Origin of the sequence: Erythrobacter mangrovi, from assembly GCF_013260645.1 — a bacterium.
GTDB lineage: Bacteria > Pseudomonadota > Alphaproteobacteria > Sphingomonadales > Sphingomonadaceae > Qipengyuania > Qipengyuania mangrovi.
This window is the reverse complement of record NZ_CP053921.1, coordinates 2,953,002-2,972,530: the sequence shown is the minus strand read 5'-3', so window position 1 is coordinate 2,972,530 and position 19,529 is coordinate 2,953,002. Positions and strand designations below refer to the sequence as shown.

Annotated in this window: 21 protein-coding genes and 1 tRNA gene; 11 read left to right on the top strand and 11 right to left on the bottom strand. The window is 62.5% G+C overall.

What is annotated here, in order from left to right:
• Positions 1 to 2: 2 nt before the first annotated feature.
• The 9 genes from HQR01_RS14690 to HQR01_RS14650 all read left to right on the top strand — a co-directional run bounded on the left by HQR01_RS14690 (position 3) and on the right by HQR01_RS14650 (position 5,163).
• A complete protein-coding gene (locus tag HQR01_RS14690) occupies positions 3 to 158 on the top strand; it encodes an isopropylmalate isomerase (RefSeq protein ID WP_173215845.1) in 156 nt (51 codons plus the stop codon).
• A gap of 23 nt (positions 159 to 181) precedes the next feature.
• Positions 182 to 1,018 (top strand): N-acyl homoserine lactonase family protein, encoded by an 837-nt coding sequence (locus tag HQR01_RS14685; protein ID WP_173215843.1) that lies wholly within the window; start codon positions 182 to 184, stop codon positions 1,016 to 1,018.
• Complete coding sequence (gene leuD / locus HQR01_RS14680) at positions 1,018 to 1,620, top strand: 3-isopropylmalate dehydratase small subunit (RefSeq protein WP_173215841.1); 603 nt, start codon at positions 1,018 to 1,020, stop codon at positions 1,618 to 1,620. Before HQR01_RS14685 ends, leuD begins: the two co-directional genes overlap by 1 nt.
• On the top strand, positions 1,617 to 2,618 hold the full coding sequence (locus HQR01_RS14675; RefSeq protein WP_173215839.1) for an NADPH:quinone oxidoreductase family protein: 1,002 nt from the start codon (positions 1,617 to 1,619) through the stop codon (positions 2,616 to 2,618). The genes leuD and HQR01_RS14675 overlap by 4 nt, the downstream gene beginning before the upstream one ends.
• Positions 2,611 to 3,090: a cytochrome c gene (locus HQR01_RS14670; protein WP_267905495.1), complete on the top strand. Its 480-nt coding sequence runs from the start codon at positions 2,611 to 2,613 to the stop codon at positions 3,088 to 3,090. The genes HQR01_RS14675 and HQR01_RS14670 overlap by 8 nt, the downstream gene beginning before the upstream one ends.
• A gap of 43 nt (positions 3,091 to 3,133) precedes the next feature.
• A complete protein-coding gene (locus HQR01_RS14665; protein ID WP_173215835.1) occupies positions 3,134 to 3,457 on the top strand; it encodes a DUF1476 domain-containing protein in 324 nt (107 codons plus the stop codon).
• Between the two features lie 4 nt (positions 3,458 to 3,461).
• Entirely contained in the window at positions 3,462 to 3,695 is a 234-nt protein-coding gene (locus tag HQR01_RS14660; RefSeq protein ID WP_173215833.1) for a BolA/IbaG family iron-sulfur metabolism protein, read from the top strand.
• Positions 3,696 to 3,731: 36 nt separating this feature from the next.
• Positions 3,732 to 4,064: a Grx4 family monothiol glutaredoxin gene (gene grxD / locus HQR01_RS14655; RefSeq protein ID WP_173215831.1), complete on the top strand. Its 333-nt coding sequence runs from the start codon at positions 3,732 to 3,734 to the stop codon at positions 4,062 to 4,064.
• 316 nt (positions 4,065 to 4,380) lie between these two features.
• Positions 4,381 to 5,163 (top strand): NUDIX hydrolase, encoded by a 783-nt coding sequence (locus HQR01_RS14650; protein WP_173215829.1) that lies wholly within the window; start codon positions 4,381 to 4,383, stop codon positions 5,161 to 5,163.
• Positions 5,164 to 5,199: 36 nt separating this feature from the next.
• On the opposite strand, the gene HQR01_RS14645 is transcribed toward HQR01_RS14650, so the two are convergent.
• Positions 5,200 to 5,276, bottom strand: a tRNA-Arg gene (locus tag HQR01_RS14645).
• A 61-nt stretch (positions 5,277 to 5,337) separates the two neighbouring features.
• Here HQR01_RS14645 and HQR01_RS14640 point away from each other — a divergent pair.
• A complete protein-coding gene (locus HQR01_RS14640) occupies positions 5,338 to 6,072 on the top strand; it encodes a queuosine precursor transporter (protein WP_173215827.1) in 735 nt (244 codons plus the stop codon).
• Positions 6,073 to 6,135: 63 nt separating this feature from the next.
• Here the strand turns inward: HQR01_RS14640 and HQR01_RS14635 are convergent, their stop codons facing one another.
• The 10 genes from HQR01_RS14635 to HQR01_RS14590 all read right to left on the bottom strand — a co-directional run bounded on the left by HQR01_RS14635 (position 6,136) and on the right by HQR01_RS14590 (position 17,590).
• On the bottom strand, positions 6,136 to 9,060 hold the full coding sequence (locus tag HQR01_RS14635; protein WP_173215825.1) for a TonB-dependent receptor: 2,925 nt from the start codon (positions 9,058 to 9,060) through the stop codon (positions 6,136 to 6,138).
• A gap of 190 nt (positions 9,061 to 9,250) precedes the next feature.
• Entirely contained in the window at positions 9,251 to 10,276 is a 1,026-nt protein-coding gene (virB11, locus tag HQR01_RS14630) for a P-type DNA transfer ATPase VirB11 (protein WP_173215823.1), read from the bottom strand.
• Between the two features lie 14 nt (positions 10,277 to 10,290).
• Positions 10,291 to 11,412: a TrbI/VirB10 family protein gene (locus HQR01_RS14625; RefSeq protein WP_234030190.1), complete on the bottom strand. Its 1,122-nt coding sequence runs from the start codon at positions 11,410 to 11,412 to the stop codon at positions 10,291 to 10,293.
• Positions 11,412 to 12,197 carry a TrbG/VirB9 family P-type conjugative transfer protein gene (locus tag HQR01_RS14620; RefSeq protein ID WP_173215821.1) on the bottom strand — a complete coding sequence of 262 codons (786 nt, stop codon included), beginning with the start codon at positions 12,195 to 12,197 and terminating at the stop codon, positions 11,412 to 11,414. Before HQR01_RS14620 ends, HQR01_RS14625 begins: the two co-directional genes overlap by 1 nt.
• A complete protein-coding gene (locus tag HQR01_RS14615; RefSeq protein WP_173215820.1) occupies positions 12,197 to 13,366 on the bottom strand; it encodes a type IV secretion system protein in 1,170 nt (389 codons plus the stop codon). Before HQR01_RS14615 ends, HQR01_RS14620 begins: the two co-directional genes overlap by 1 nt.
• Positions 13,363 to 15,792 (bottom strand): VirB4 family type IV secretion/conjugal transfer ATPase, encoded by a 2,430-nt coding sequence (locus HQR01_RS14610; RefSeq protein WP_173215818.1) that lies wholly within the window; start codon positions 15,790 to 15,792, stop codon positions 13,363 to 13,365. Before HQR01_RS14610 ends, HQR01_RS14615 begins: the two co-directional genes overlap by 4 nt.
• Positions 15,793 to 15,810: 18 nt before the next feature.
• Positions 15,811 to 16,095, bottom strand: coding sequence for a type IV secretion system protein VirB3 (locus tag HQR01_RS14605; RefSeq protein WP_173215816.1), 285 nt, complete (start codon positions 16,093 to 16,095; stop codon positions 15,811 to 15,813).
• Positions 16,096 to 16,097: 2 nt separating this feature from the next.
• Positions 16,098 to 16,400: a TrbC/VirB2 family protein gene (locus HQR01_RS14600; protein ID WP_173215814.1), complete on the bottom strand. Its 303-nt coding sequence runs from the start codon at positions 16,398 to 16,400 to the stop codon at positions 16,098 to 16,100.
• 6 nt (positions 16,401 to 16,406) lie between these two features.
• Complete coding sequence (locus HQR01_RS15375) at positions 16,407 to 17,036, bottom strand: lytic transglycosylase domain-containing protein (RefSeq protein ID WP_234030189.1); 630 nt, start codon at positions 17,034 to 17,036, stop codon at positions 16,407 to 16,409.
• Between the two features lie 170 nt (positions 17,037 to 17,206).
• Positions 17,207 to 17,590, bottom strand: a complete 384-nt coding sequence (locus HQR01_RS14590; protein WP_173215812.1) for a tetratricopeptide repeat protein — start codon at positions 17,588 to 17,590, stop codon at positions 17,207 to 17,209.
• A 248-nt stretch (positions 17,591 to 17,838) separates the two neighbouring features.
• Here HQR01_RS14590 and HQR01_RS14585 point away from each other — a divergent pair, with 248 nt between their 5' ends.
• Positions 17,839 to 19,413, top strand: coding sequence for a hypothetical protein (locus HQR01_RS14585; protein ID WP_173215810.1), 1,575 nt, complete (start codon positions 17,839 to 17,841; stop codon positions 19,411 to 19,413).
• The last annotated feature ends 116 nt before the right edge of the window (positions 19,414 to 19,529 follow it).

Here is a 19,529-nt window from a genome sequence, read left to right as displayed (position 1 = left end):
TGATGACGAAGAACATCAAGGGAAAGGCCGCCATCGCTGGCGCAATCGGTTCGGCCGCCATCGCTGCCGCTCTGCTCTACGCGAGCAAGCGCAAGGAAAAGAAGCAGGCCGCGCAATCGGGCCCCGTTCCTTCGGGAGAGAAGCCCGAAACCGATTAGGTCGAACTCGTGGGGAGAGAGGTATGACCAAGATACAAAGCTTGATCACGGCCGCGCTGTTGTCCGTGACGGCGCCTGCGGCAGCACAGGACGCTCCCGATATCGAGATGTGGCGGCTCGACTGCGGCACGATCGAACTGAGCGATGCTGGACCTTTTTCCGACACACACCTCTATGATGGCGAGAAGCGGACGCTGACCGACAGCTGCTATGTCATCCGCGACGGCGCGAAATACCTGTTGTGGGACACCGGCTTTCCGGCTGCACTCAAGGGCAACAGCAACACGCAATGGGTATTCACCGTCAGCCTTGCGGAGACCATTCCGGAACAGCTCGAGCGGATCGGCCTGAAACCTTCGGACATCACCTACGTCGCCGTCAGCCATTACCATGACGACCACATCGGTCAGACCCGGGACTTCCCGGCGGCGGAACTCCTGATCGGTCGCGGCGATGCCGAGGCGATCGTCTCGGGAAAGATGGATGAAACGCGCGCCCAGTTCGGCCCGTGGTTCGCCGCAGGCGCAACCGGCAAGGTCAATCGCATAGCCGGCGATCTAGACGTGTTCGGCGATGGGTCGGTGACCATGATCAACACGCCCGGCCACACGCCCGGGCACCATTCGCTGGTCGTTCGACTTCCCAGATCGGGCACGATCATGTTGACCGGCGATCTCTACCACTTCGAAGAGCAGATCGAGAACCGGGGCGTGCCGCAGTTCAACACCGACCGGGCCGACACGCTCGCTTCGTTCGAACGATTCAACCAGATGGCGGACAACCTCGACGCGACAATCGTGATCCAGCACGATCCGCGCCACTTGATCCGCCTGCCCGAATTCCCGGAGTCCGCCAAGTAATGAAGCCTGTTTCCACTGTCAGTGGCCGTGCAATTCCGCTGGGCCTCAAGAACGTCGATACCGACGTGATCATTCCCGCGCACTGGCTCAAGACCATCAGCCGCGACGGGCTGGGCAAAGGTGCGTTCGAAAGCCTACGGGCTGATCCCGGCAACATCATTGACGATCCCGAATTTACCGGCGCGCCGGTCCTTATCGCGGGCGACAACTTCGGCTGCGGATCGAGCCGCGAGCATGCCGCCTGGGCGCTGCTTGATCTCGGCATCATGGCCGTGATCGCGCCAAGCTTTTCCGACATCTTTTCCGGCAACGCCTTCAAGAACGGCATCCTGACCGTGGTCTTGCCGCAGGAACAGGTCGACCGACTACTCGAAGTCGCACGTACCGATCCGGTGACCATTGATCTTGAGAACCAGGTTGTCACCACGCCGTTCCAGGACCGCTTCGCATTCGAGATCGACCCGTTCCGGAAACATTGCCTGACGAACGGTCTCGACGAAATCGGCCTGACCCTCGCCAGCGAGGATGTGATCGGGCAGCACGAAACCATGCGCGAGGGCGCCTTGCCCTGGCTCAACAATCCGAGGAGAGAAGCAGCGTGAAGGCAGTCCTTTCGAAGGAGGTAGGCGGCCCCGAAACCCTGGTCGTCGAAGACATCGCCGAACCCACCCCCGGCGCAGGTGAGGTACTGGTCAAGGTTGCGGCCTGCGCGATCAACTTCCCCGACACGCTGATCATCCGCGACATGTACCAGTTCAAGCCGCCGCGTCCTTTCGCGCCGGGCGGAGAGATCTCCGGCACGATCGAGGCACTGGGCGAAGGCGTCACCGGCTGGCAGGTTGGCGACAAGGTCATGTGCGGCGTCGGCAATGGCGGACTGCAGGAGAAGGTCGCGGTTGCGGCAGGCCGGCTGTTCAAGGTACCCGACGGGATCGATCTGGTGAAGGCCAGCGCGCTACTGATGACCTATGGCACGACCATTCACGGGCTGAAGGATCGGGGCGACATCAAACCGGGCGAAACCGTCCTGGTACTGGGTGCAGCGGGCGGCGTCGGCCTTTCGGCGGTCGAACTTGCCAAAGCCTACGGCTGCCGCGTGGTCGCCGCGGTCTCTACCGAAGAGAAGGGTGAAGTCGCCAGGCGTCACGGTGCCGACGAGGTTGTGATCTATCCCCGTGCACCGTTCGACAAGGACACCTCCAGGGACCTGGCCAACGCGTTCAAGGCGGCCGTCGGCCCCAACGGGGCGGACATCGTCTACGATATTGTCGGCGGCGACTATTCGGAACCCGCCCTGCGCGCCATCGCCTGGGAAGGTCGTTTCCTGGTGATCGGCTTCCCAGCCGGAATCGCCAAGATGCCGCTCAACCTGACCCTACTGAAAAGCTGCGACATTCGCGGAGTCTTCTGGGGCGCCTTCACTGCCCGCGAACCCGAGCGCAATGCCAAGAACATCGAAGAATTGTTCGACCTGTGGAAGGCCGGCAAGATCGACCCGCTGGTCAGCGAAACCTATCCGATCGAGCGGGCGCACGAAGCGATCACCAAGCTCGAAAATAGGGGCGCGATCGGCAAGCTGGTGGTGACGATGAATGTCTAGGTTGGCATTGTTCGCGGCGAGCGCCGCATTCCTCGCGACTTCCGGCGTTACGGCAGGCAATTCCGCGGATCCGACAAATTCGGCAGAGCGTCCCGACGCCACAGACCTGGTGGCATTGCGCCAGGCAGGTATGCGGATGATGGTTTCCACTCTCGCCGCAGTTGGTCGTGGGGCGGAAGACGAGACCGCCCTGCTCAAGCGGACCGGATTCGCCATTGGAGGCTTGCAACGCTTCGCACAGGCCCTGCCCTCCCTTTACGGTGCAGAAACCGCCACCGTCGCCGGCACGCGCGCCCTTCCAGAAGTGTGGTCGGACAAGGAAAGCTTCGAAGCGCGCGCCGCGGAGTTCAAATCCGCGGTGGACACACTCGGTGCCGCCGCTGCCGCAGATGACCGGGCGGCCTTTACCCAGGCCCTTGAAAGCACCAAGGGGGCGTGCAAAGCATGCCACGATTCGTTCCGGGCGGAATGAGTGAACTCGCTGCCCGCCTGACACCCATTTCAAGGGAAGCATCATGACCAATTTCAATGATCGCGAGCGCGGCGAAGAAGCGAAGTTCGCCTTCGACGAAGAAAACGCCTTCAAGATCGCGGCGCGGCGCAATCGGCTGGTAGGTGAATGGGCCGCAGGCCTGATGAAGCTGACCGAGGAAGAGACCGACGCCTACAAGAAAGCCGTAGTGCAGGCCGATTTCGAGGAAGCGGGCGACGAAGACGTGATCCGCAAACTGCTGGGTGACCTGACTGCTGCCGGTTGCGATGTCAGCGAGTCCGACATCCGCACCAAGCTCGACGAATGCGCCGTCGAGGCCCGTCGCCAGTTCATGAGCCAGGGCTGACCCGATGCCGATGGCGGCCGAAGATATCGTTTCGATGATCGAGACCGCTTTGCCAGGCGCGACTGTCGAGATGCGCGACCTTGCCGGCGACAACGACCACTGGGCGGCGAAAGTCACCGCCCCGCAGTTCGCAGGGTTGAGCCGGGTACAGCAGCACAAATTGGTCTATGAGGCGCTCGGCGGTCGTATGGGCGGTGAACTGCATGCCTTGCAACTCACCACCCAAGCCCCCACCTGAATCGCAGCAAGGCAATTCCCAGACGAAGGACGGACCATGTCCGATATCAACGAACGTATTTCCAACATCGTCGGCAACAATGATGTGGTGCTTTTCATGAAAGGCACCCCGCTTTTCCCGCAATGCGGATTTTCCAGCCGAGCGGTCGCAATCCTCGACCATTGCGGCGTCGCATATGAAGGTGTCGACGTGTTGCAGGACATGGACATCCGCCAGGGGATCAAGGGCTATTCCGACTGGCCGACCATACCCCAGCTCTATGTGAAGGGTGAGTTCGTTGGCGGCAGCGACATCATGATGGAGATGTTCGAGGCAGGCGAACTTCAGCAGATGCTCTCCGAGAAGCAGGTTGCGAAGGCCGACAGCTAAGCGAACCCACAAATCACCTGCACCGGCAAGGCCCGGGTAGGACCAAGAACGGGAAAGGCCCGCCTGGTGGATATCCAGGCGGGCCTTTTGTTTTTCGGGGCGCTGCCGGAGAACCAGGGATCAGCGCGCCCCGCAGAAGACTGAATTGGGACAGAATACTCTATGCAGACGACGTGCCAAACTCACGAACTCCAGTAACTCTCGCCGTTACGATGGTTAATCGAAACTTCGCCACCGTTCACCTTGTAAGTTCTACCGACAGTTCAAGGTGTATCCCCCCTTGGCAAGCAACCCGTTGCAGGCCACAACCGATTTCATGAGTGATACGTCCAAGGCCGCTTCTGAAGGCATTCCTGCAGCCACCGTGGTCATCTTCCGAAACGGGGGAGACGGCGGCCCGCCCGAGATCCTGATGACCATCCGCTCACGCGAGATGGTGTTTGCAGGGGGCATGGCAGTGTTTCCCGGTGGCCGGGTCGATCCAGCCGACTTCGAGCTTGGTGCGATGATCGGCGGCCATCTCGAACCCGAAGAGGCGGCGCACCAGGTCGCCGTTGTGCGCGAAACCCTGGAAGAGACTGGTCTTGCAATCGGGATCAAGGGTGCAGTCGATGCGGATAAGGCTCGCGCCGCGCGCGATTTCCTCCAGCAGACCGGCCAACTGGCGCCGGTGCTCGATCATTTCGGGTGGGAACTGGACCTCGCCCAGCTAACTCCGTTTGCCCGCTGGTTCCCCAAGAACGAGCGGATCCCGCGCGTCTATGACACACGCTTTTATCTTGCGGATCTCGGCACGGGCGCCGTGGAGATTCAGGCCGACCTGTCAGAAAATACGCATCTTTTCTGGACCACGGCTAAAGGCGCGTTGGACGCCGCAGAGCGGGGCGAGATCAAGGTCATCTTCCCGACGCGCCGCAATCTCGAGCGTCTGGCGCAGTTCAATAGCTTCGCCGAGGCCAAGGCGCAGGCGGAAGCGATCCCGGTACGGACGATCACGCCCTTCATCGGCGAGATGGACGGCAAGAGCTGGCTGCATATCGGCGAGGACTTTGGCTACCCAGTCACCGGTGAACCGCTGGATACCGTAGCGCGAGGCTAGGGAGCTACGTCGCCCGCCCACTACCGGAACGAAAGATGGCGCGCCCGGCAGGACTCGAACCTGCAACTCCAAGCTTAGAAGGCTCGTGCTCTATCCAGTTGAACTACGGGCGCGCGCTGAGGACGCCATAACGCCGCTTTCGCGCAGCGCCAATCGGCACTAACTCACTAAGCCATGGAAAACAGCACTCCGCCCCGGTCAGCACCGGATTCGCCTCGCTTCCGTTACTACGATCTCGTGATGGCAGCGTTCGTCACGATCCTGTTGCTGTCGAACCTGATAGGGGCATCTAAGCCCAGCTATGTCACGCTGCCTGGGATCGGCGAATGGTCATTCGGTGCCGGGGTATTGTTCTTCCCTGTAAGCTACATCATCGGCGATGTGCTGACCGAGGTCTATGGCTATGCCCGCGCGCGGCGCGTGATCTGGGCCGGCTTCGCGGCGCTCGCCTTCATGGCTTTCATGGCCTGGGTCGTCGTCAGCCTGCCGCCTGCAGCGGGCTGGCCGGGGCAGGAGGCCTACGAGTTCGTATTTGGTAACAGCTGGCGGATCGTGCTGGCGTCAATGACGGCCTTCTGGGTTGGCGAGTTTGCCAACAGCTTCGTGCTCGCCAAGATGAAGGTCTGGTCTCAGGGTCGGCACCTGTGGATGCGAACGATCGGGTCAACCGTGGTCGGCCAAGGGCTCGACAGCCTGATTTTCTATCCACTCGCCTTCTATGGCCTTGCAGGCTGGCCGATCGAGCAGCTGTGGCAGGTGGTCTTGTCGCAATGGGTAATCAAGACCGCGTGGGAGGCGCTACTGACCCCGGTTACCTATCTAGTGGTGGGTGGGCTCAAACGGGCAGAAGGGGTCGAGGTATTCGATACCGATACCGACTTTTCTCCATTCGCCTCAACGGATCGCTGACTCCAAAAGAAAAAGGGGCGACCTGGCGGTCGCCCCTCCTCCCCCGTTGTCAGGTGTCGTGTCTCAGAACTTCGCACCCACCGCGATGCCGTAGCGGCGCGGGTCGAGGGTGAAGATGTTCGAGAACAGGCCCGAAGACGCGTCAGTGACGTAGAGACCGGTCACCGAGTTGCTGTCGAAAATGTTCTGCACGAAGCCGCGGATGAACCAGCGATCATCGGGACCGTTCAACTGGATCTGCGCATTCGCCTGGACGAAGGGCTTGATCCGATTGACCCGGCCATTGAACACATTGCCATACTGCTCGCCCGTAAAGGCCACGTCGAAACGCGGAACCAAGGTCATCCCGTTCGAGAACTCGGCAGTATACTGGGTACCGAACGAGGCCTTCATCTCGGGAGCCTGCGGCAATTTATTGCCCTTCAGGTTGACTTCAACGCCCGGGCTAAGGACGGCGAAGCCAGCCGGAGCATTGGCATCGAGTGCACTACAGATGCTGAATGCGCCAAGTGAAGCAATTCCACCATCGGCTGGGAACGGCCCCGGGGCCTGAAGGCCAAGCGAGGCATTGACCCCACCGACAAACGCAGCTGCCGCGCCAGGAGCAGGGCCAGTGACCGCACAGAGTGCGCCGTTGGTGATGTCCTTGATGATTACGGCATCTGGGTCACCACCACCCGGATCGCGCGGGTTCGAGAAGAACTGATCGCCCTTAACTTCCGCGTTGAGGTAGCTGAAGTTCGCATTGATCAACCAATTATCCGAAGGACGGATGATCGTCTCGAGTTCGACGCCCCAAATCTTGGCATCGATCGTGTCGTTGACCGAGGTACGCGCGATGATGCGGCTCAGCTGAAGGCTCGAGTAGTTGTAGTAGAACCCGGTTAGATTCAGCTGCAACGCACCGTTGAGGAAGGTGTTCTTCGTACCGATTTCGAAGGCATCGAGCGATTCCGGCCCGAAGCTTTCCGAAACCGAGAACACCGGAGACAGCGGCGGGTTGATACCACCTGACTTGTAGCCACGCGAGTATGACGCGTAGATCAGGTTCTCCGGTCCAATCTGCCAGTCGAGCACGGCACGTCCGGTAATCTCGTCGAACCCGACCTGGCGAACCTGCAACAGCTGGTTGCCTGGTGTGCCGGGATCGGCGTCGAAGCTACCGACGAAGGGCGAGTCGAAGGGATCCCCATCGTTGCTGAAGGGATTGAGGAAGTTCGCCAAGGTCGTGCGCGCTGACAGCCGCTTCTTGTCGTTGTTGTAGCGGAGGCCACCGGTGAGTTTGACCGTATCGGAGATGTCGAAATAGACTTCCCCGAAGATGCCATAGCTCTTCAGCTTGAAGTCCTGCGTGTTGTTCCGGTAGAACGACGTCGCAAGATAGGATGGCGGTGCGCCCGCCCCGAAGGCGGTCAAGGTACCCAGGACACCAGTGATGTAGTCGATCGCAAAGGCATTGACGTAGTAATCAGTGTCATAGGCCTTCGCTTCGGCATAAATGCCGCCAACCAGGAAGTTGAACGGGCCATCGAAGTCGCTGCTGAAGATGGCTTCAGTCGACCACGACTTGCCGTTCGACCGCGAACGGTCGAATGCACCGGGCAGGTCGGAACAGATGCCGAAGCCTTCATAGACGCCGCGATTGTCGAGGCGCGTATCCGAAGTGCACAGCTGGCCGTCCGGACCATTGGGGATCAACGCAGCTGCGATTGGTGCAAAGTAAGCCGCCGAGCCCGGAACGAACGGCGGGTTGGCAACGCCAGTAGGCAACCCATTCGCGGCGAAGAACGCCAGCGAGTTCAATGCCGTCTGGAATTGCGCAAAGTTCCGCCCGGGGATGCCAAGGTTGTAGTCCTGGCGCGAGTCGACCGAGGTTTCCTGATAGGTGCCGCTGAGCGACATCTTGATCGGACCGAAGTTGTGATCGATGTGCGCCTGAAACTGCAGTTCGTCGGCGAAATAGTCCGGGGTGAACGAGGTGCCGACGGTGCGGACATCGTCAGGCTCGTCATAATTGAAATAGATGTCCGGGCCGTAGATGCTGTTGAGGCCGAGGGCCGCACCCAGCGCGGGATTGCCCAGCGCGATCGACAGGAACTCAACCGAACCCAGTGTGCCGGTAAAGGTCGAATTGGCGTTGGTATTGTCGAAATCGCGGCGGTTGTTGAGACAACCGAGCACGCCCGTTGGGTCACGTTGGCACTGCTGCTTCTGGATACGCAGGCGCTTGTCGTTCTCACGGAAATAATAGGCCATGAGATCGATGGTGGTGTCCGGACCCGGCTCGAACCGCAGCGAGCCACGGACCGCATACATATCGCGATCGTCGAGATCGTTGCCGTCGAAGGTGTTGGTCGTGTAGCCATCGCGGTTCAGGTAGAAACCAGCAGCGCGGAAGGCCACGGAATCACCGAGGGGGATGTTGATCATCCCCTTGGCCTTGATGCTGTTGAAGTTGCCGTACTCGGCCTCTGCAGAGGCGCCGAAAATGCCCAGCTCAGGCTTGTGCGTGACGAGGTTGACGACACCCGACGTCGCGTTGCGGCCGAACAGCGTGCCCTGCGGGCCGCGCAGAACCTCGATCCGTTCGAGGTCGAAAAATTCGGTTTCGAACAAGCGAGTTCCGAACAACGGCGAACCGTTGGTGTGGATGCCGGTCGCAGAGTCACACGAGGTGCCGACGCACAGGTCGCCGATACCGCGAATGGTAAAGGAAGAACCGGTAAAGTTCGACTTGGTGAATGAGACGTTCGGTAGGGTTAGCTGAAGGTCGCTGGTGTTCTCGATCTGCTGTGCTTCGAGCGCTTCGGCATCGAAGGCGCTGACCGCGATCGGCACCTCTTGCAGGCTCTGGTTTTGACGCTGCGCGGTAACAATAATGACATTCTGCCGGACCGTCGGCTCGTCATCGCCTGCGTCCTGCGCATATGATGGAACTGCAATTGCGCCCGCGCAGATACCCGCGAGCAGGGTATACCTCACCCTCATAAACCCTCTCCTCTCCATTGGCCGTCTTTGCGGCCTAGGATCGGGAAGCTATCACACATTCGTATGCACGCAAGCGATTGCGCAGGATTATTGCGCAGATTAAGCCCGGTTTTTTCCAAGTGTTATCTAAACGCCGCACAGCAGTGTTCGGTTGACGCTACGGCAACCTCCATTGTGGAGCTGAAACGCGTCAGGCCAACGAATGGCTTTCGGCGATCTCGACGATGCCCCTTTTGCCCGTGCTGTCGCGTCCCAATTGTACGATCACGTCAATCACGCTCGCAGCATAGGCAATGGTATCCGACCGGGTCAGCCCGATTCCGGTCTGCATGACCATCAGCGCCAACTGCTCAAGTGAGCCGCGCAAGCTGTTGGCATGGATCGTCGAAAAACTCCCCGGATGCCCGGTGTTGATCGCACGAAGGAAGCTGACGCTTTCCGCACCCCGCAGTTCGCCGAGGACAATACGATCGGGTCGCAGGCGGAGCGCCGCCTGAAGCAGTTCGTTGGAGGTAACCTTCGCCTCGCCCAGCTCGCCTTTCACCGCCACCAGACCGACGCCGTTCTCGCCAGGCAGTTTGAGCTCGGGTGTATCCTCGACCAGCACCACGCGCTCATGGCGCGGGATCTCGCCCAGCATGGCGTTGAGGAACGTCGTCTTGCCGGTGCTGGTACCGCCGGAAACCAGAATTGTGCGGCGCTGGCGGATGGCTTCGCGCAGGAAGGCAACCGGGGCCGCATTGGGATCAGGCATCACCCCCTGCTGCCGCGCCGAGAGCGGGCCGGTGTCATAAGCGTCGAGCGGAAGGTCGAGCCGACGATGGCGGCGGATCGCCATTGCCCAGTGCTTGCGCGCCGCGGGCGGTCCGCAGAACTGCACGCGCGCACCATCGGGCAAGGTCGCGCCCAGCAACGGGTGTTCGCGGTTGATCCCCTGATGGCTGACCCGAGCAACCTGTTCTGCCAGCCGCTGGACCAGGCGATCGTCGATCTCCGGACGAATGACCTTCTGCATGCCGGGATGGGCCGCATCCTCGATCCACACTTCGCCCGGACGATTGACGAGGATTTCTGTCACCGTGTCGCGCTCGAGCCATTCCTTGAACGGCGCAAGGTAAGCGTCGAGGTAAACGCTACGCTCACCCTGCAGGTCGACCGTCGGGGCGTCCTCCTCCGGATGATCGTCTGGCAGGAAGGGGTGGATCTCGGCGGTCACGAGTTTGGCCTACCTCAGTTTACCGACGAGAAGTCGAGGTCACGCGCAGTGAAGATGCGGATCGGTTCGCCCTGCCGCACCCGTACCACGGGGCCACGCTGCCCATCCTGTTGCGCAGCGGTGCTGGCGGCCGACTGGCTCGCTCCACCGAGCAGAACCCCGGCAACACCGCCAGTCGCAACAGAGCCTGCCCCGCCGACGACTGACAGCAGCAGCGCCGAACCGAAGCGGTTGAAGAAACCGGCACCCGATACCTTGCCAGCCAGGCCGGTGGTCCCATCGAAGCCGATCGCCGGCGACGCGAGGTTCACCGATGCACCATCTGGCCGGATCAACCGGGTCCAGATGACATAGGCGCGCTTCTGCCCGTTCTGCAGGCCCGATTGGTACTGGCCGATCAGCCTGCTCGAACGCGGGACCAAGACCTTGGTCCCGTCGAAGCTCCGCACGTCCTGGCTGACGACGGCACGGACATAGCCAGGGACATTGGTGTCGATCGCAGTCTCAAGCACTGCCGGGATCAGCGTACCCTGCGTGACCGTGGTCGAGGGATTGACCATAGCCCTGGCCTGAGCCGGAGCTCCACCAACACCGCCGATGCGGCTGGCGAAATCGCTGGCAGAGTTGCCAGTCGCCGCACTGGCGCTTGGCGCGTCGCCCGGCACGGCCAGGGCTATGCTGCCCGGCGCGGCACCTGCATCGAACACGACGGTGGGATTGGCATAGGGGTTCACCGAAGCAACGGCCTGCGGTGCTGCGGCATAGACCGGTTGCGGCGCGGGATCGCTCCGCACCTGCGGCACCGCCTGCGGCGGCTGCGCAACCTGTGTGACCGCCTGTGGCGAGACCGAAGGCATGGCTTCAGATTGGGATTGCTTGCCGCCGATGCCTTCAGGCGGCGCCACGCGAGCAGAATTCATACCCCATAGGGTCACTGCGCCGAGACCCGCGACGATTGCGATCCCGGCCATGAGGCCGAGCGCATCGGAAGCACCGCCCTGACGCCCCACTGTCGGGAACGCATTGCGCTGGGCCAGGTCGATGATCTCGGCATCGGCCTCATCGCGCGGATCGATGTCGTTTGCGATTGTATCATTGCCCGGCTTCTTTTCGGGCAGGCGCATGGCGAGACGCATCAGTTCCCTCCTCTCGAGGCAAGCGCGGTTCCCCCGCTCGCTGAATCTGGATTGGCGGCCCGCTCCGGACCGCTGTTGACCAGCCTGGCACTTTCCTTGCCTGACCGCAGCACGATGGATCCCGGCACGCCATCGACCACGATGGTGCTGCCGCGGACAGTGAAATTGACCGGACCCTCGACACCTTCAGAATTGGTGATCAGGATCGCAGGCACATCCCTGCCTTCCGGCCAGGTCAGGAAAGTCGCGGTGCCATCGTCAAAGGCGTTGGTCGGCAGAAGTTCGGGATCGCCGGAACCGGTCCAGGCGAAGTTGAGGTCGGTCGGGTCGACCACGGCATAGGGATCGCTGGCCGCTTGCTTCTCGACCGCGTTGGGCCCTTCCGCCAGTTGCGGAACTTGTTCGGCCTCGGGTTCGGGCGGATAGTCGAAGCGTAACACGTAAAGCGGCTTGGCGGTGGGGCTGGCGACAAGATCGAACAGATAGGTCCTCTTGCTCGTGATCACCGTCAGATTGGTTGAAGCGCGCGCGTCGAGCGGCTTCACGAAGAGGATATTGGCCCGCTTGTTGGGCGTCACCTGCCAGGCCGCGGAATCGCCGATCGCGACGTTCTCGATCACTTCGTCTTCACCGAAGACGATCGAAGCCTGCACCGTCACCTTGCCTTCAATGCGCACGACCTTCATCTCGTCGTACATCACCTCGACGAGGCGCGGATCGCTGGCGGCAAGCACCGGGGTACCAAGCGCGGCCAGCAGGAGCGCGGGATAGAGCGCGCGTTTCATCAGTGTTTCTCCATCGAACGGTCGAGGGCCTTGGGCGGGGCCGACTTGAAGCGAGAGCCGATCCCGAGCGCCCGTGCCGGGCCTGAAGCTAGCGGTCCAACCTGGCCGGAACTCGAAGCGGTCGCGAATACCTTGGTCGTACGGCTGGTCGCGCCGCCACCAGCGTCGTTGGCGGCTGCGGCGATAGGCACTGCCGCAAGGTCGACCCGCCGGGTCTGTGCACTGACCTGGTTCGCCGCCTGCGCTTGCGCCAGGGCCGCGGACGGCGCAGCGGCCTGCGCTGCAGGGACCGATGGCGATGCTCGGTCTTCACTCGAGGAAGTAAGGCCGAATACGGTCCAGCCGGCAACCATCGCCCCGGCTACCTTGAGTACCAAGATCATCAGCGCAACATGCACGGCACCGACCATGAAGAACGCCATGCCGGCTTGCGGATTGACCTGCCCTGGCGTCGCGGTGAGCGCCCCCAGGATCGGGACCGCCAGTTCGAGCATCACGCTCCCGCCAAGGACCGCGAACAAGGGCGCCAGCGCGCACATGGTCACGCCCTTGACCCAACCGGCAAACAAGCCGCGGGTCCCGTTGAACAGGGCCATCACCACGAAGATCGGGCCCAGCGCGATGAGTACGCCCATGGCGATCTTGGTCGTGACCAGCAGGCCCACGGTGCCAAGCATGAACAGCATGGCCCCGAGCCACATCATCCCTTCGGGCGAAAAGGCCGAGAAATCCTCGTTGCCGCCACTCGCTTCCTGGATCGCGATGAAGACGACATCGATCTTCTGCGCGAATACATCCGTCGCGCTGCCGCGCGTGCCGGTGAGGATACTGGCCAGGTAATCGGGCGTGCCGACGGCCAGGTTCCAGACGAAGCTTTGGTAGGCGATCCAACTGGTCGCAAAGGTCAGTACGATTCCCAGCGTCGCCATGCGCGGCACCAGTGCGCGCACGTTTACATTGGTGCGCCCGGTAAGCAGCGCGAAGCCGAACAGCGCGATATAGATCGTCAGCAGGATCGTAAGCACCGGACCCAATACACCGCCTGACGCGAACAGCCGACCGAAGGCTGCGGCCGATGCCTCGCCAGCGATGCAATCGACGCCCTTAAGCGCCGCCGCCACGCCGTTGCCGACCTGCTCTGCCGCCCGCTGGCAGTTGACGCTGCTCACTCGGCAGCCAGGCCGAGCGGAATCGTTCCGGCCTCCTCCGTATCATTGGCGCCACCCGGCCACTTGCTGCCGGTAAGCGCGGGGAACCAGTCGGCCGGCGCATCGCCCAACGCTTCGCGCAGCAGGTCCAGCCGACGCACGGTGCTTTCTCGGCCCGATAGCAGCGTCAGGACCTCCGGCGCACCCGACAGGTCGAGCCGCACCACCACGCTGGCATCGGGCTGGCGCACAAGGAAGCAGCGGCTGTGTGCCGGGAGCGAGCGGATCAGTGCCAGCTCATGTTCGGTCAGGCCAAAGCCATCGCAATAATCCTCGGGCCGCGCGCGGCTGTTGGGCATGAAGATCATTGTCGCGGTCTGTTCGACCAGCGCGGTCGAGATGCGGCTTTCCAGCGCGTCACGCGCCGATTGGGTCGCAAATCCCACCAAGGCATTGCGCTTGCGCAGGGTCTTGAGCCAATCGCGGATGCGGGCCGCGAAGACCACATCGTCGAGCGCCTTCCAGCCCTCGTCGATGAGGATCATCGTCGGCTTGCCATCGAGACGCTCGTCGATCCGATGGAACAGGTACATCATGGTCGGCGTGCGCAGGCGAGGGTTTTCGAGCAGCGCGGTCATATCGAAGCCGAGCACGCGGGCGCTCAGGTCGAGGCAGTCCTCGCCATTATCGAACAACCAGGCGTGTTCACCCTCCCCGATCCACGCCCCCAGGCGGTCGGCCAGGTCGCCCGCCTGCGGACGTCGACTGCCCGAAAGCAGTTCGCGGAAATTGCGCAGGCGCCGCAAGGAAGGATCGTTGGCATATGCGGCATCGACCGCTCCGGCGATGGTCGCCTCTTCCTCCGGCCCTTCGGCCTTGAGCAGTACGCCCAGCCAATCGCGCAGGAACGCACGATTGCCCGGCGTATCGGGCATGGCGAGAGGATTGAAGCCCGTCGGCTCGCCAGCGCGGATCGCGTCATAGCGCCCGCCAATGCCGCGTACGAACAGCTCCGCACCACGATCCTTGTCGAACAATATGGTCCGGGGGCCGAATTTCTGTGCCTGCGCGGCAAGGAAATTCATCACCACCGTCTTGCCCGAGCCCGAGGGCCCGATGACCGAGAAATTGCCAAGGTCGCCATGGTGGAAGTTGAAGAAAAACGGGGTCGCGCTGGTGGTTTCCAGCAGGGTCACTGCCTCGCCCCAATGGTTGCCCTGCGCCTGGCCTAGCGCGAAGCCATGCAGGCTTCCGAAGCTCGCCATGTTGGCACTTGAGATCAGCGCGCGGCGGACTAGGTAACCTTCATTGCCCGGGAACTGGCCCCAGAATGCCGGCTCGAGATTGGTATCCTCGCGTACAGCGATCGCGCCGGTATCGGCCAGCGCGGCTGCGCATGCAGCCATGGCGTCGTCGAGTCGGCTGAGATCGCGTTCCTTCACCATCACGGTCAGGTGGTGATCGCCGAAACCCACCGCGCCATTGCCGAGTGCGTCGCGCGCGGCCAGCATGTCGGCGCGTTCGGCGGCGGCTTCCTCGTCGGCGCTCTTGAGGCGGCGGATCGCCAGGTCCATGCGTTCACGCGCCGTCTGGCGCTCGGTCGGTGCGTAGCTCTCGCTGACCACCATTTCGAAAGGCAGGCGCAGCAGCCCATCAAGCAGGCCCGGACTGGTGGCCTCGGGGTAGTCCTTGAGGCCCAGGACCGCGGCAAAATCGGGCGAACCCGATCCGCGCAGCTCGATCGCGTCGAGCCCGAAGCTCACCCTGCGATAGGGCAGCATGTGACCGATGTCGGTTTCGTCAGACGGCCTGCGAACCGGGCGCATTTCGCCATTGTAGAGCGCCGAGAGCAGCTCGAGCACTTCCGAATTGGTGTTACCCTGCGGCCCGACATAATCGCCGAGCAGCGCCGCACCGTAGGGCTGCAGTGCCGCGATCAAGCCGGTCGCGGCAGCCTTGAGGCTGCGCAGATCCTTGGGATCGGCTTCGACTTCGACCCGGCCCTTGCGCTTCCAGCCCTTGCTCAGGCGCTCGACCAGGCCCGCCTTGCCGCGCGCGGGGCGGCGGATCAGCGTGATGAACTGGTCGTTGACGAACAACTGGCCCGAACCCAGCCGTTCGCGCCAGCGCGCATCGATATGGCGGCTGATCGCATCGGGGAATGTGGATTCGAGCTCGACCGAAACCCGACGACGGATAACGTGATGATAAAGCACGAAGCGCGCATCGAGCGTTGAGCGCAGCACCACTTCGCGCGTCGCGGCGTGGGCGTTGAGCGCTTCACTATCCTCGGTCTCGAACAGCAGGCCCGGGACTTGGATGGCGGTCATCACCGAGCCGTCGCGCAACAGTAGCGTGTTCTCGTCGACCAGCCGGGCATAGGGCAGGCGATCGCCAGCGCGCGCTTCCTTCGCGCTCCAGGCAGCCGCACCGATCCACTTCGACATTACTGGGCCCCTTCCCGCTCAGGCTGCATAGCTGTTGCACCCCCAGCGCTTGTAGTTCTTGACCCGCGGGCACTTCGAGACCTTGGTGATCCACAGGTCGAAAATGCGCGGTTCGCGCAGGCAGGCGAAATAGCCGATGCCGTGCATGACGCCGGCCGCCAGCAAGGCGAGCCAACTGCCGGTGATCAGGAATATCTCGGTGGTCACCATCCCATTGATGATGAAGTAGTTGTACGTCACCCCCGCGAACATCTGCGGGCGGGTCAGCGCACGGTGGACGGGATGGCGGATCAGTGCAGTCACGGTCAACCTGCCGCCGCGCCCTGGATGCCGGCAACGATCGATGCCGATCCAAACAGGATGAACACACCGATGATGACGGTCGCACCAAAGCGCCAGTTGAGGCGCCCGGTCAGCATCATGAAGCCGACCGCAGCAACTGCCATCACCGCCACTGCGGTGGCGACGTTGCCCAGAAGCGTGCCCTGTAGCCAGCCGAGTGCGGCGACAATCGGGCCCGATCCGGCCGGATCGGCGACCTGCGCAAAGGCGGCGCTGGGGGTTGCAAGCAGGGCCAGTGCGGCCGGGATCGAGACAATACGCTTCAAGTGAGTTTACTCCCGTGAGTGATCGGACAGGCGGCCCATGATCGCCGCCACATAATACTGCGTTTCGCGAATGCGCGGGATACCGCCCGCCTGCAAGACCCGACCTGGACCGGCATTATAGGCAGCCAGCGCCCGTTCGAGATCCCCATCGAACCGATCGAGCTGTTCGCGCAGGTAGCGCGCACCGCCTTCGAGGTTGGCAAAGGGATCGTCGGGATTAACCCCCAGCTCACGCGCCGTACCCGGCATCAGCTGCGCCAGACCGCGCGCGCCCACGGGTGAAATGGCCGAGGCTCGCCAGCGGCTTTCCTGCCAGACCAGCGCCTCGATCAGCGTCGGGCTGAGGTCGAACCGCGCCGCCAGCTCGGCCACCTTCGCCTGATAGGCGACCGGCACCTGACCGGCCTGCATCTGGGGATCGGCAACGGCAATATCGGGAACGAAGATGTCGGCGGGGACTTCGGCTAGGGCCGCCAGCTGCTCATCGGTCATCGTGGCAGCCGCCGTCGCGGAGCTTCCGCCGGCCACCCAGCGCGCTCCGTCCGCGTCGATCTCCATGACATCCGCCCTCACCGGGAAGGCAGTCAGCGCTGCACCGGACAATCCCAGGGCGAACGCCAAGCGTGCGAGAATCATTGCACCCTCCGTCCGGCTCCGATGGCCATACTACATGACAAGCGAGTGACAGAAAGCTGAATATCCGCGGATGTCGAAGTTGGGACACAGCTTACTTCAAGAAAAAGGCCCGCGTTCCTGGTGGAACGCGGGCCATGAAGACCGCTTCTGCGGTATGCGATTAACTCGGTTTATCGCAAAGACAGGGCATAATAACGCGCAAACTCGCCTTTGTCGAGCATGGCGAGTGCGCGGCGCGCAAGGCGCCGAGAATCGACCCAGTCACCGGCCGCAGTCTCAAGATCGACAGTTTCACGTGCAGATGCAGCAGCTTCAAAATCCGCGCGCGCTTCGTCGTAACGACCCAGCCTCGCGAGCGCGATGCCGCGGTTGATCAGGCGTGCCGGATCGGCTGCCGCCAACTCGTCGCAATTCTCGATCGTCTCGAGCGCCGCGCGATCGCGCCCAGCCATCAGTTCGTCCAGCCCGACATCAGCAGTCGTCTCAACCACTGCGACTTCCTGCACCGGTGCCTGCGCCATGAAAGCCAGCGCCAGGGTGATTCCAAGAGCCATGACATGTCTCCCCGTGTTTTCGCTACGCACCCTTTGTGCTGCGCCACGGGTTCGACTGCAACAAAACTGAAACATTGTCATAAAACTGCAATTTCAGCCCGATCCGGAATTCCCGGATCTTTCTGTTGAAACTGCAACATAACGGTCACGAACCGACACAAACTGTCACGAACGACCCCTAGCTGGCGAGTCGCGATCACCGAATTCGCGCTTTTCAGTTCATCTGGTTTTTGAGGGGACCGTTACCCGTGACCAATCTACATCGTTCGCTCGTCCTCGGCTGTAGCGCGCTGGCTCTTGCCAGCTGCGGAGCCGACGAAATCGTCTCGCCCGGCACCGGCGGCAACATTGTCATCAACCCGCCCGCCACTTCGACCCCGACACCGACCCCAACACCAACTCCGACGTCGAGCCTGGTGACCCCTGCTGCGGGCTGCCCGACGATCAGCGATCCGGTAGGCCTCACCGACAGCGGAACGATCTCGGGCCCCACCGGCGAATACCGTGTCTGCACCCTGCCCGCGCGCTTCGTCGCCAGTTCGACCCTGCCTTACATCAAGGGCCTGCTCTATCGCATCAACGGCCGCGTCGACGTGGGCACCGATGGCGGTCCGACCGCCACGGCAGCCGACACCGACGTCGAACTGACGATCGAGCCGGGCGTCATTCTCTACGCTTCGGGCTCGAGCTTCCTCAACGTCAATCGTGGCAACACCATCCAGGCGAATGGCACAGCCGATCGCCCGATCATCTTCACCAGTCGTGACAACGTGCAGGGCCTCAACACCTCGAACTCATCGGGCCAGTGGGGCGGCGTCGTCCTTTCGGGCCGTGCCCCAGTCACCGACTGTATCGCCCCGGGCGCAACGCCGGGTACCACTGCCTGCGAACGACAGGTCGAAGGCGCGGCCCAGCCTGCCCTGTTCGGCGGCGCGACCGTGAACGACAACTCGGGCAGCATGAGCTATGTCCAGATCCGCTATTCGGGTTTCGTCCTTTCGGGCGACAACGAACTGCAGTCGCTGACCACCGGCGGGGTCGGCTCGGGTACGACACTCCACCACATCATGAGCTACAACAGCTCGGATGACGGCGTCGAATTCTTCGGCGGCCAGTTCGACGTCAGCAATCTCATCGTGGTCGGCGCAGAGGACGACGGACTCGACACCGACACCGGCGTGAAGACAAACATGCAGTTCGTCCTGGTCGTGCAGCGCCCGAACACCGGCGACACCATCATCGAAGCCGACTCAAGCAATACCAATGAAGAGAACACGCCGCGCCAGAACACGCGGATCTCGAACGCCACCTTCATCGCCAACAGCGGCGTGGGCGACCAGGCGATCCGCATCCGCGGCAAGGCCGACTACACCATCGTAAACTCCGTGCTTGTCGACCGCACCGGCGGCACCCCGTGCCTCCGCGTCGATGGCACCGACACGCTGGGTCGCGCGGTTGATGCCGGCCTCGACGAAGCTGGCCCGGTGGCGTTCAACTCCTTCGTGCTCGATTGCGCGACCGACTTCCGCGATAGCTCGGGCGGCGTGACGGCAGCGGCCATCCAGGCCCGCTACGAAGCAGGCACCAACAACAACGCCGGCTTCACCAACACGCTGACGATGGATTTCCTCAATGGCTCCAACGAAGGCGGCGTGACGGTCTTCGACCCCACCGCGTTTGACGCCTTCTTCGTCCTGCCGGGAGAAATCGGCGCAGTCTACGCCGCGAACCGGACCTGGGTGAACGGCTGGACCTGCAATTCGCCGACCGTGACCTTCGACGCGGCGGTGTCCGACTGCACTTCCCTGCCGGTCTACAGCTGATCCGGCACTTGGCTGCGGGGGGGGCGCGCACGCCGCGTCCCCCCGCAGTCCCGTTCCCAATTGGGGCCAGTGGCCCATGCAGAATTTCCAGGCCTGACAATGAGGGGGTCTTATAC

Excerpts from the sequence above, each read along its gene's own strand:
- HQR01_RS14690 (WP_173215845.1), top strand. The coding sequence starts at position 3 with ATGACGAAGAACATCAAGGGAAAGGCCGCCATCGCTGGCGCAATCGGT.
- HQR01_RS14685 (WP_173215843.1), top strand. The coding sequence starts at position 182 with ATGACCAAGATACAAAGCTTGATCACGGCCGCGCTGTTGTCCGTGACG.
- leuD (WP_173215841.1), top strand. The coding sequence starts at position 1,018 with ATGAAGCCTGTTTCCACTGTCAGTGGCCGTGCAATTCCGCTGGGCCTC.
- HQR01_RS14670 (WP_267905495.1), top strand. The coding sequence starts at position 2,611 with ATGTCTAGGTTGGCATTGTTCGCGGCGAGCGCCGCATTCCTCGCGACT.
- HQR01_RS14665 (WP_173215835.1), top strand. The coding sequence starts at position 3,134 with ATGACCAATTTCAATGATCGCGAGCGCGGCGAAGAAGCGAAGTTCGCC.
- HQR01_RS14660 (WP_173215833.1), top strand. The coding sequence starts at position 3,462 with ATGCCGATGGCGGCCGAAGATATCGTTTCGATGATCGAGACCGCTTTG.
- grxD (WP_173215831.1), top strand. The coding sequence starts at position 3,732 with ATGTCCGATATCAACGAACGTATTTCCAACATCGTCGGCAACAATGAT.
- HQR01_RS14650 (WP_173215829.1), top strand. The coding sequence starts at position 4,381 with ATGAGTGATACGTCCAAGGCCGCTTCTGAAGGCATTCCTGCAGCCACC.
- HQR01_RS14640 (WP_173215827.1), top strand. The coding sequence starts at position 5,338 with ATGGAAAACAGCACTCCGCCCCGGTCAGCACCGGATTCGCCTCGCTTC.
- HQR01_RS14635 (WP_173215825.1), bottom strand. The coding sequence starts at position 9,060 with ATGAGGGTGAGGTATACCCTGCTCGCGGGTATCTGCGCGGGCGCAATT.
- HQR01_RS14625 (WP_234030190.1), bottom strand. The coding sequence starts at position 11,412 with ATGCGTCTCGCCATGCGCCTGCCCGAAAAGAAGCCGGGCAATGATACA.
- HQR01_RS14620 (WP_173215821.1), bottom strand. The coding sequence starts at position 12,197 with ATGAAACGCGCGCTCTATCCCGCGCTCCTGCTGGCCGCGCTTGGTACC.
- HQR01_RS14610 (WP_173215818.1), bottom strand. The coding sequence starts at position 15,792 with ATGTCGAAGTGGATCGGTGCGGCTGCCTGGAGCGCGAAGGAAGCGCGC.
- HQR01_RS15375 (WP_234030189.1), bottom strand. The coding sequence starts at position 17,036 with ATGATTCTCGCACGCTTGGCGTTCGCCCTGGGATTGTCCGGTGCAGCG.
- HQR01_RS14590 (WP_173215812.1), bottom strand. The coding sequence starts at position 17,590 with ATGGCTCTTGGAATCACCCTGGCGCTGGCTTTCATGGCGCAGGCACCG.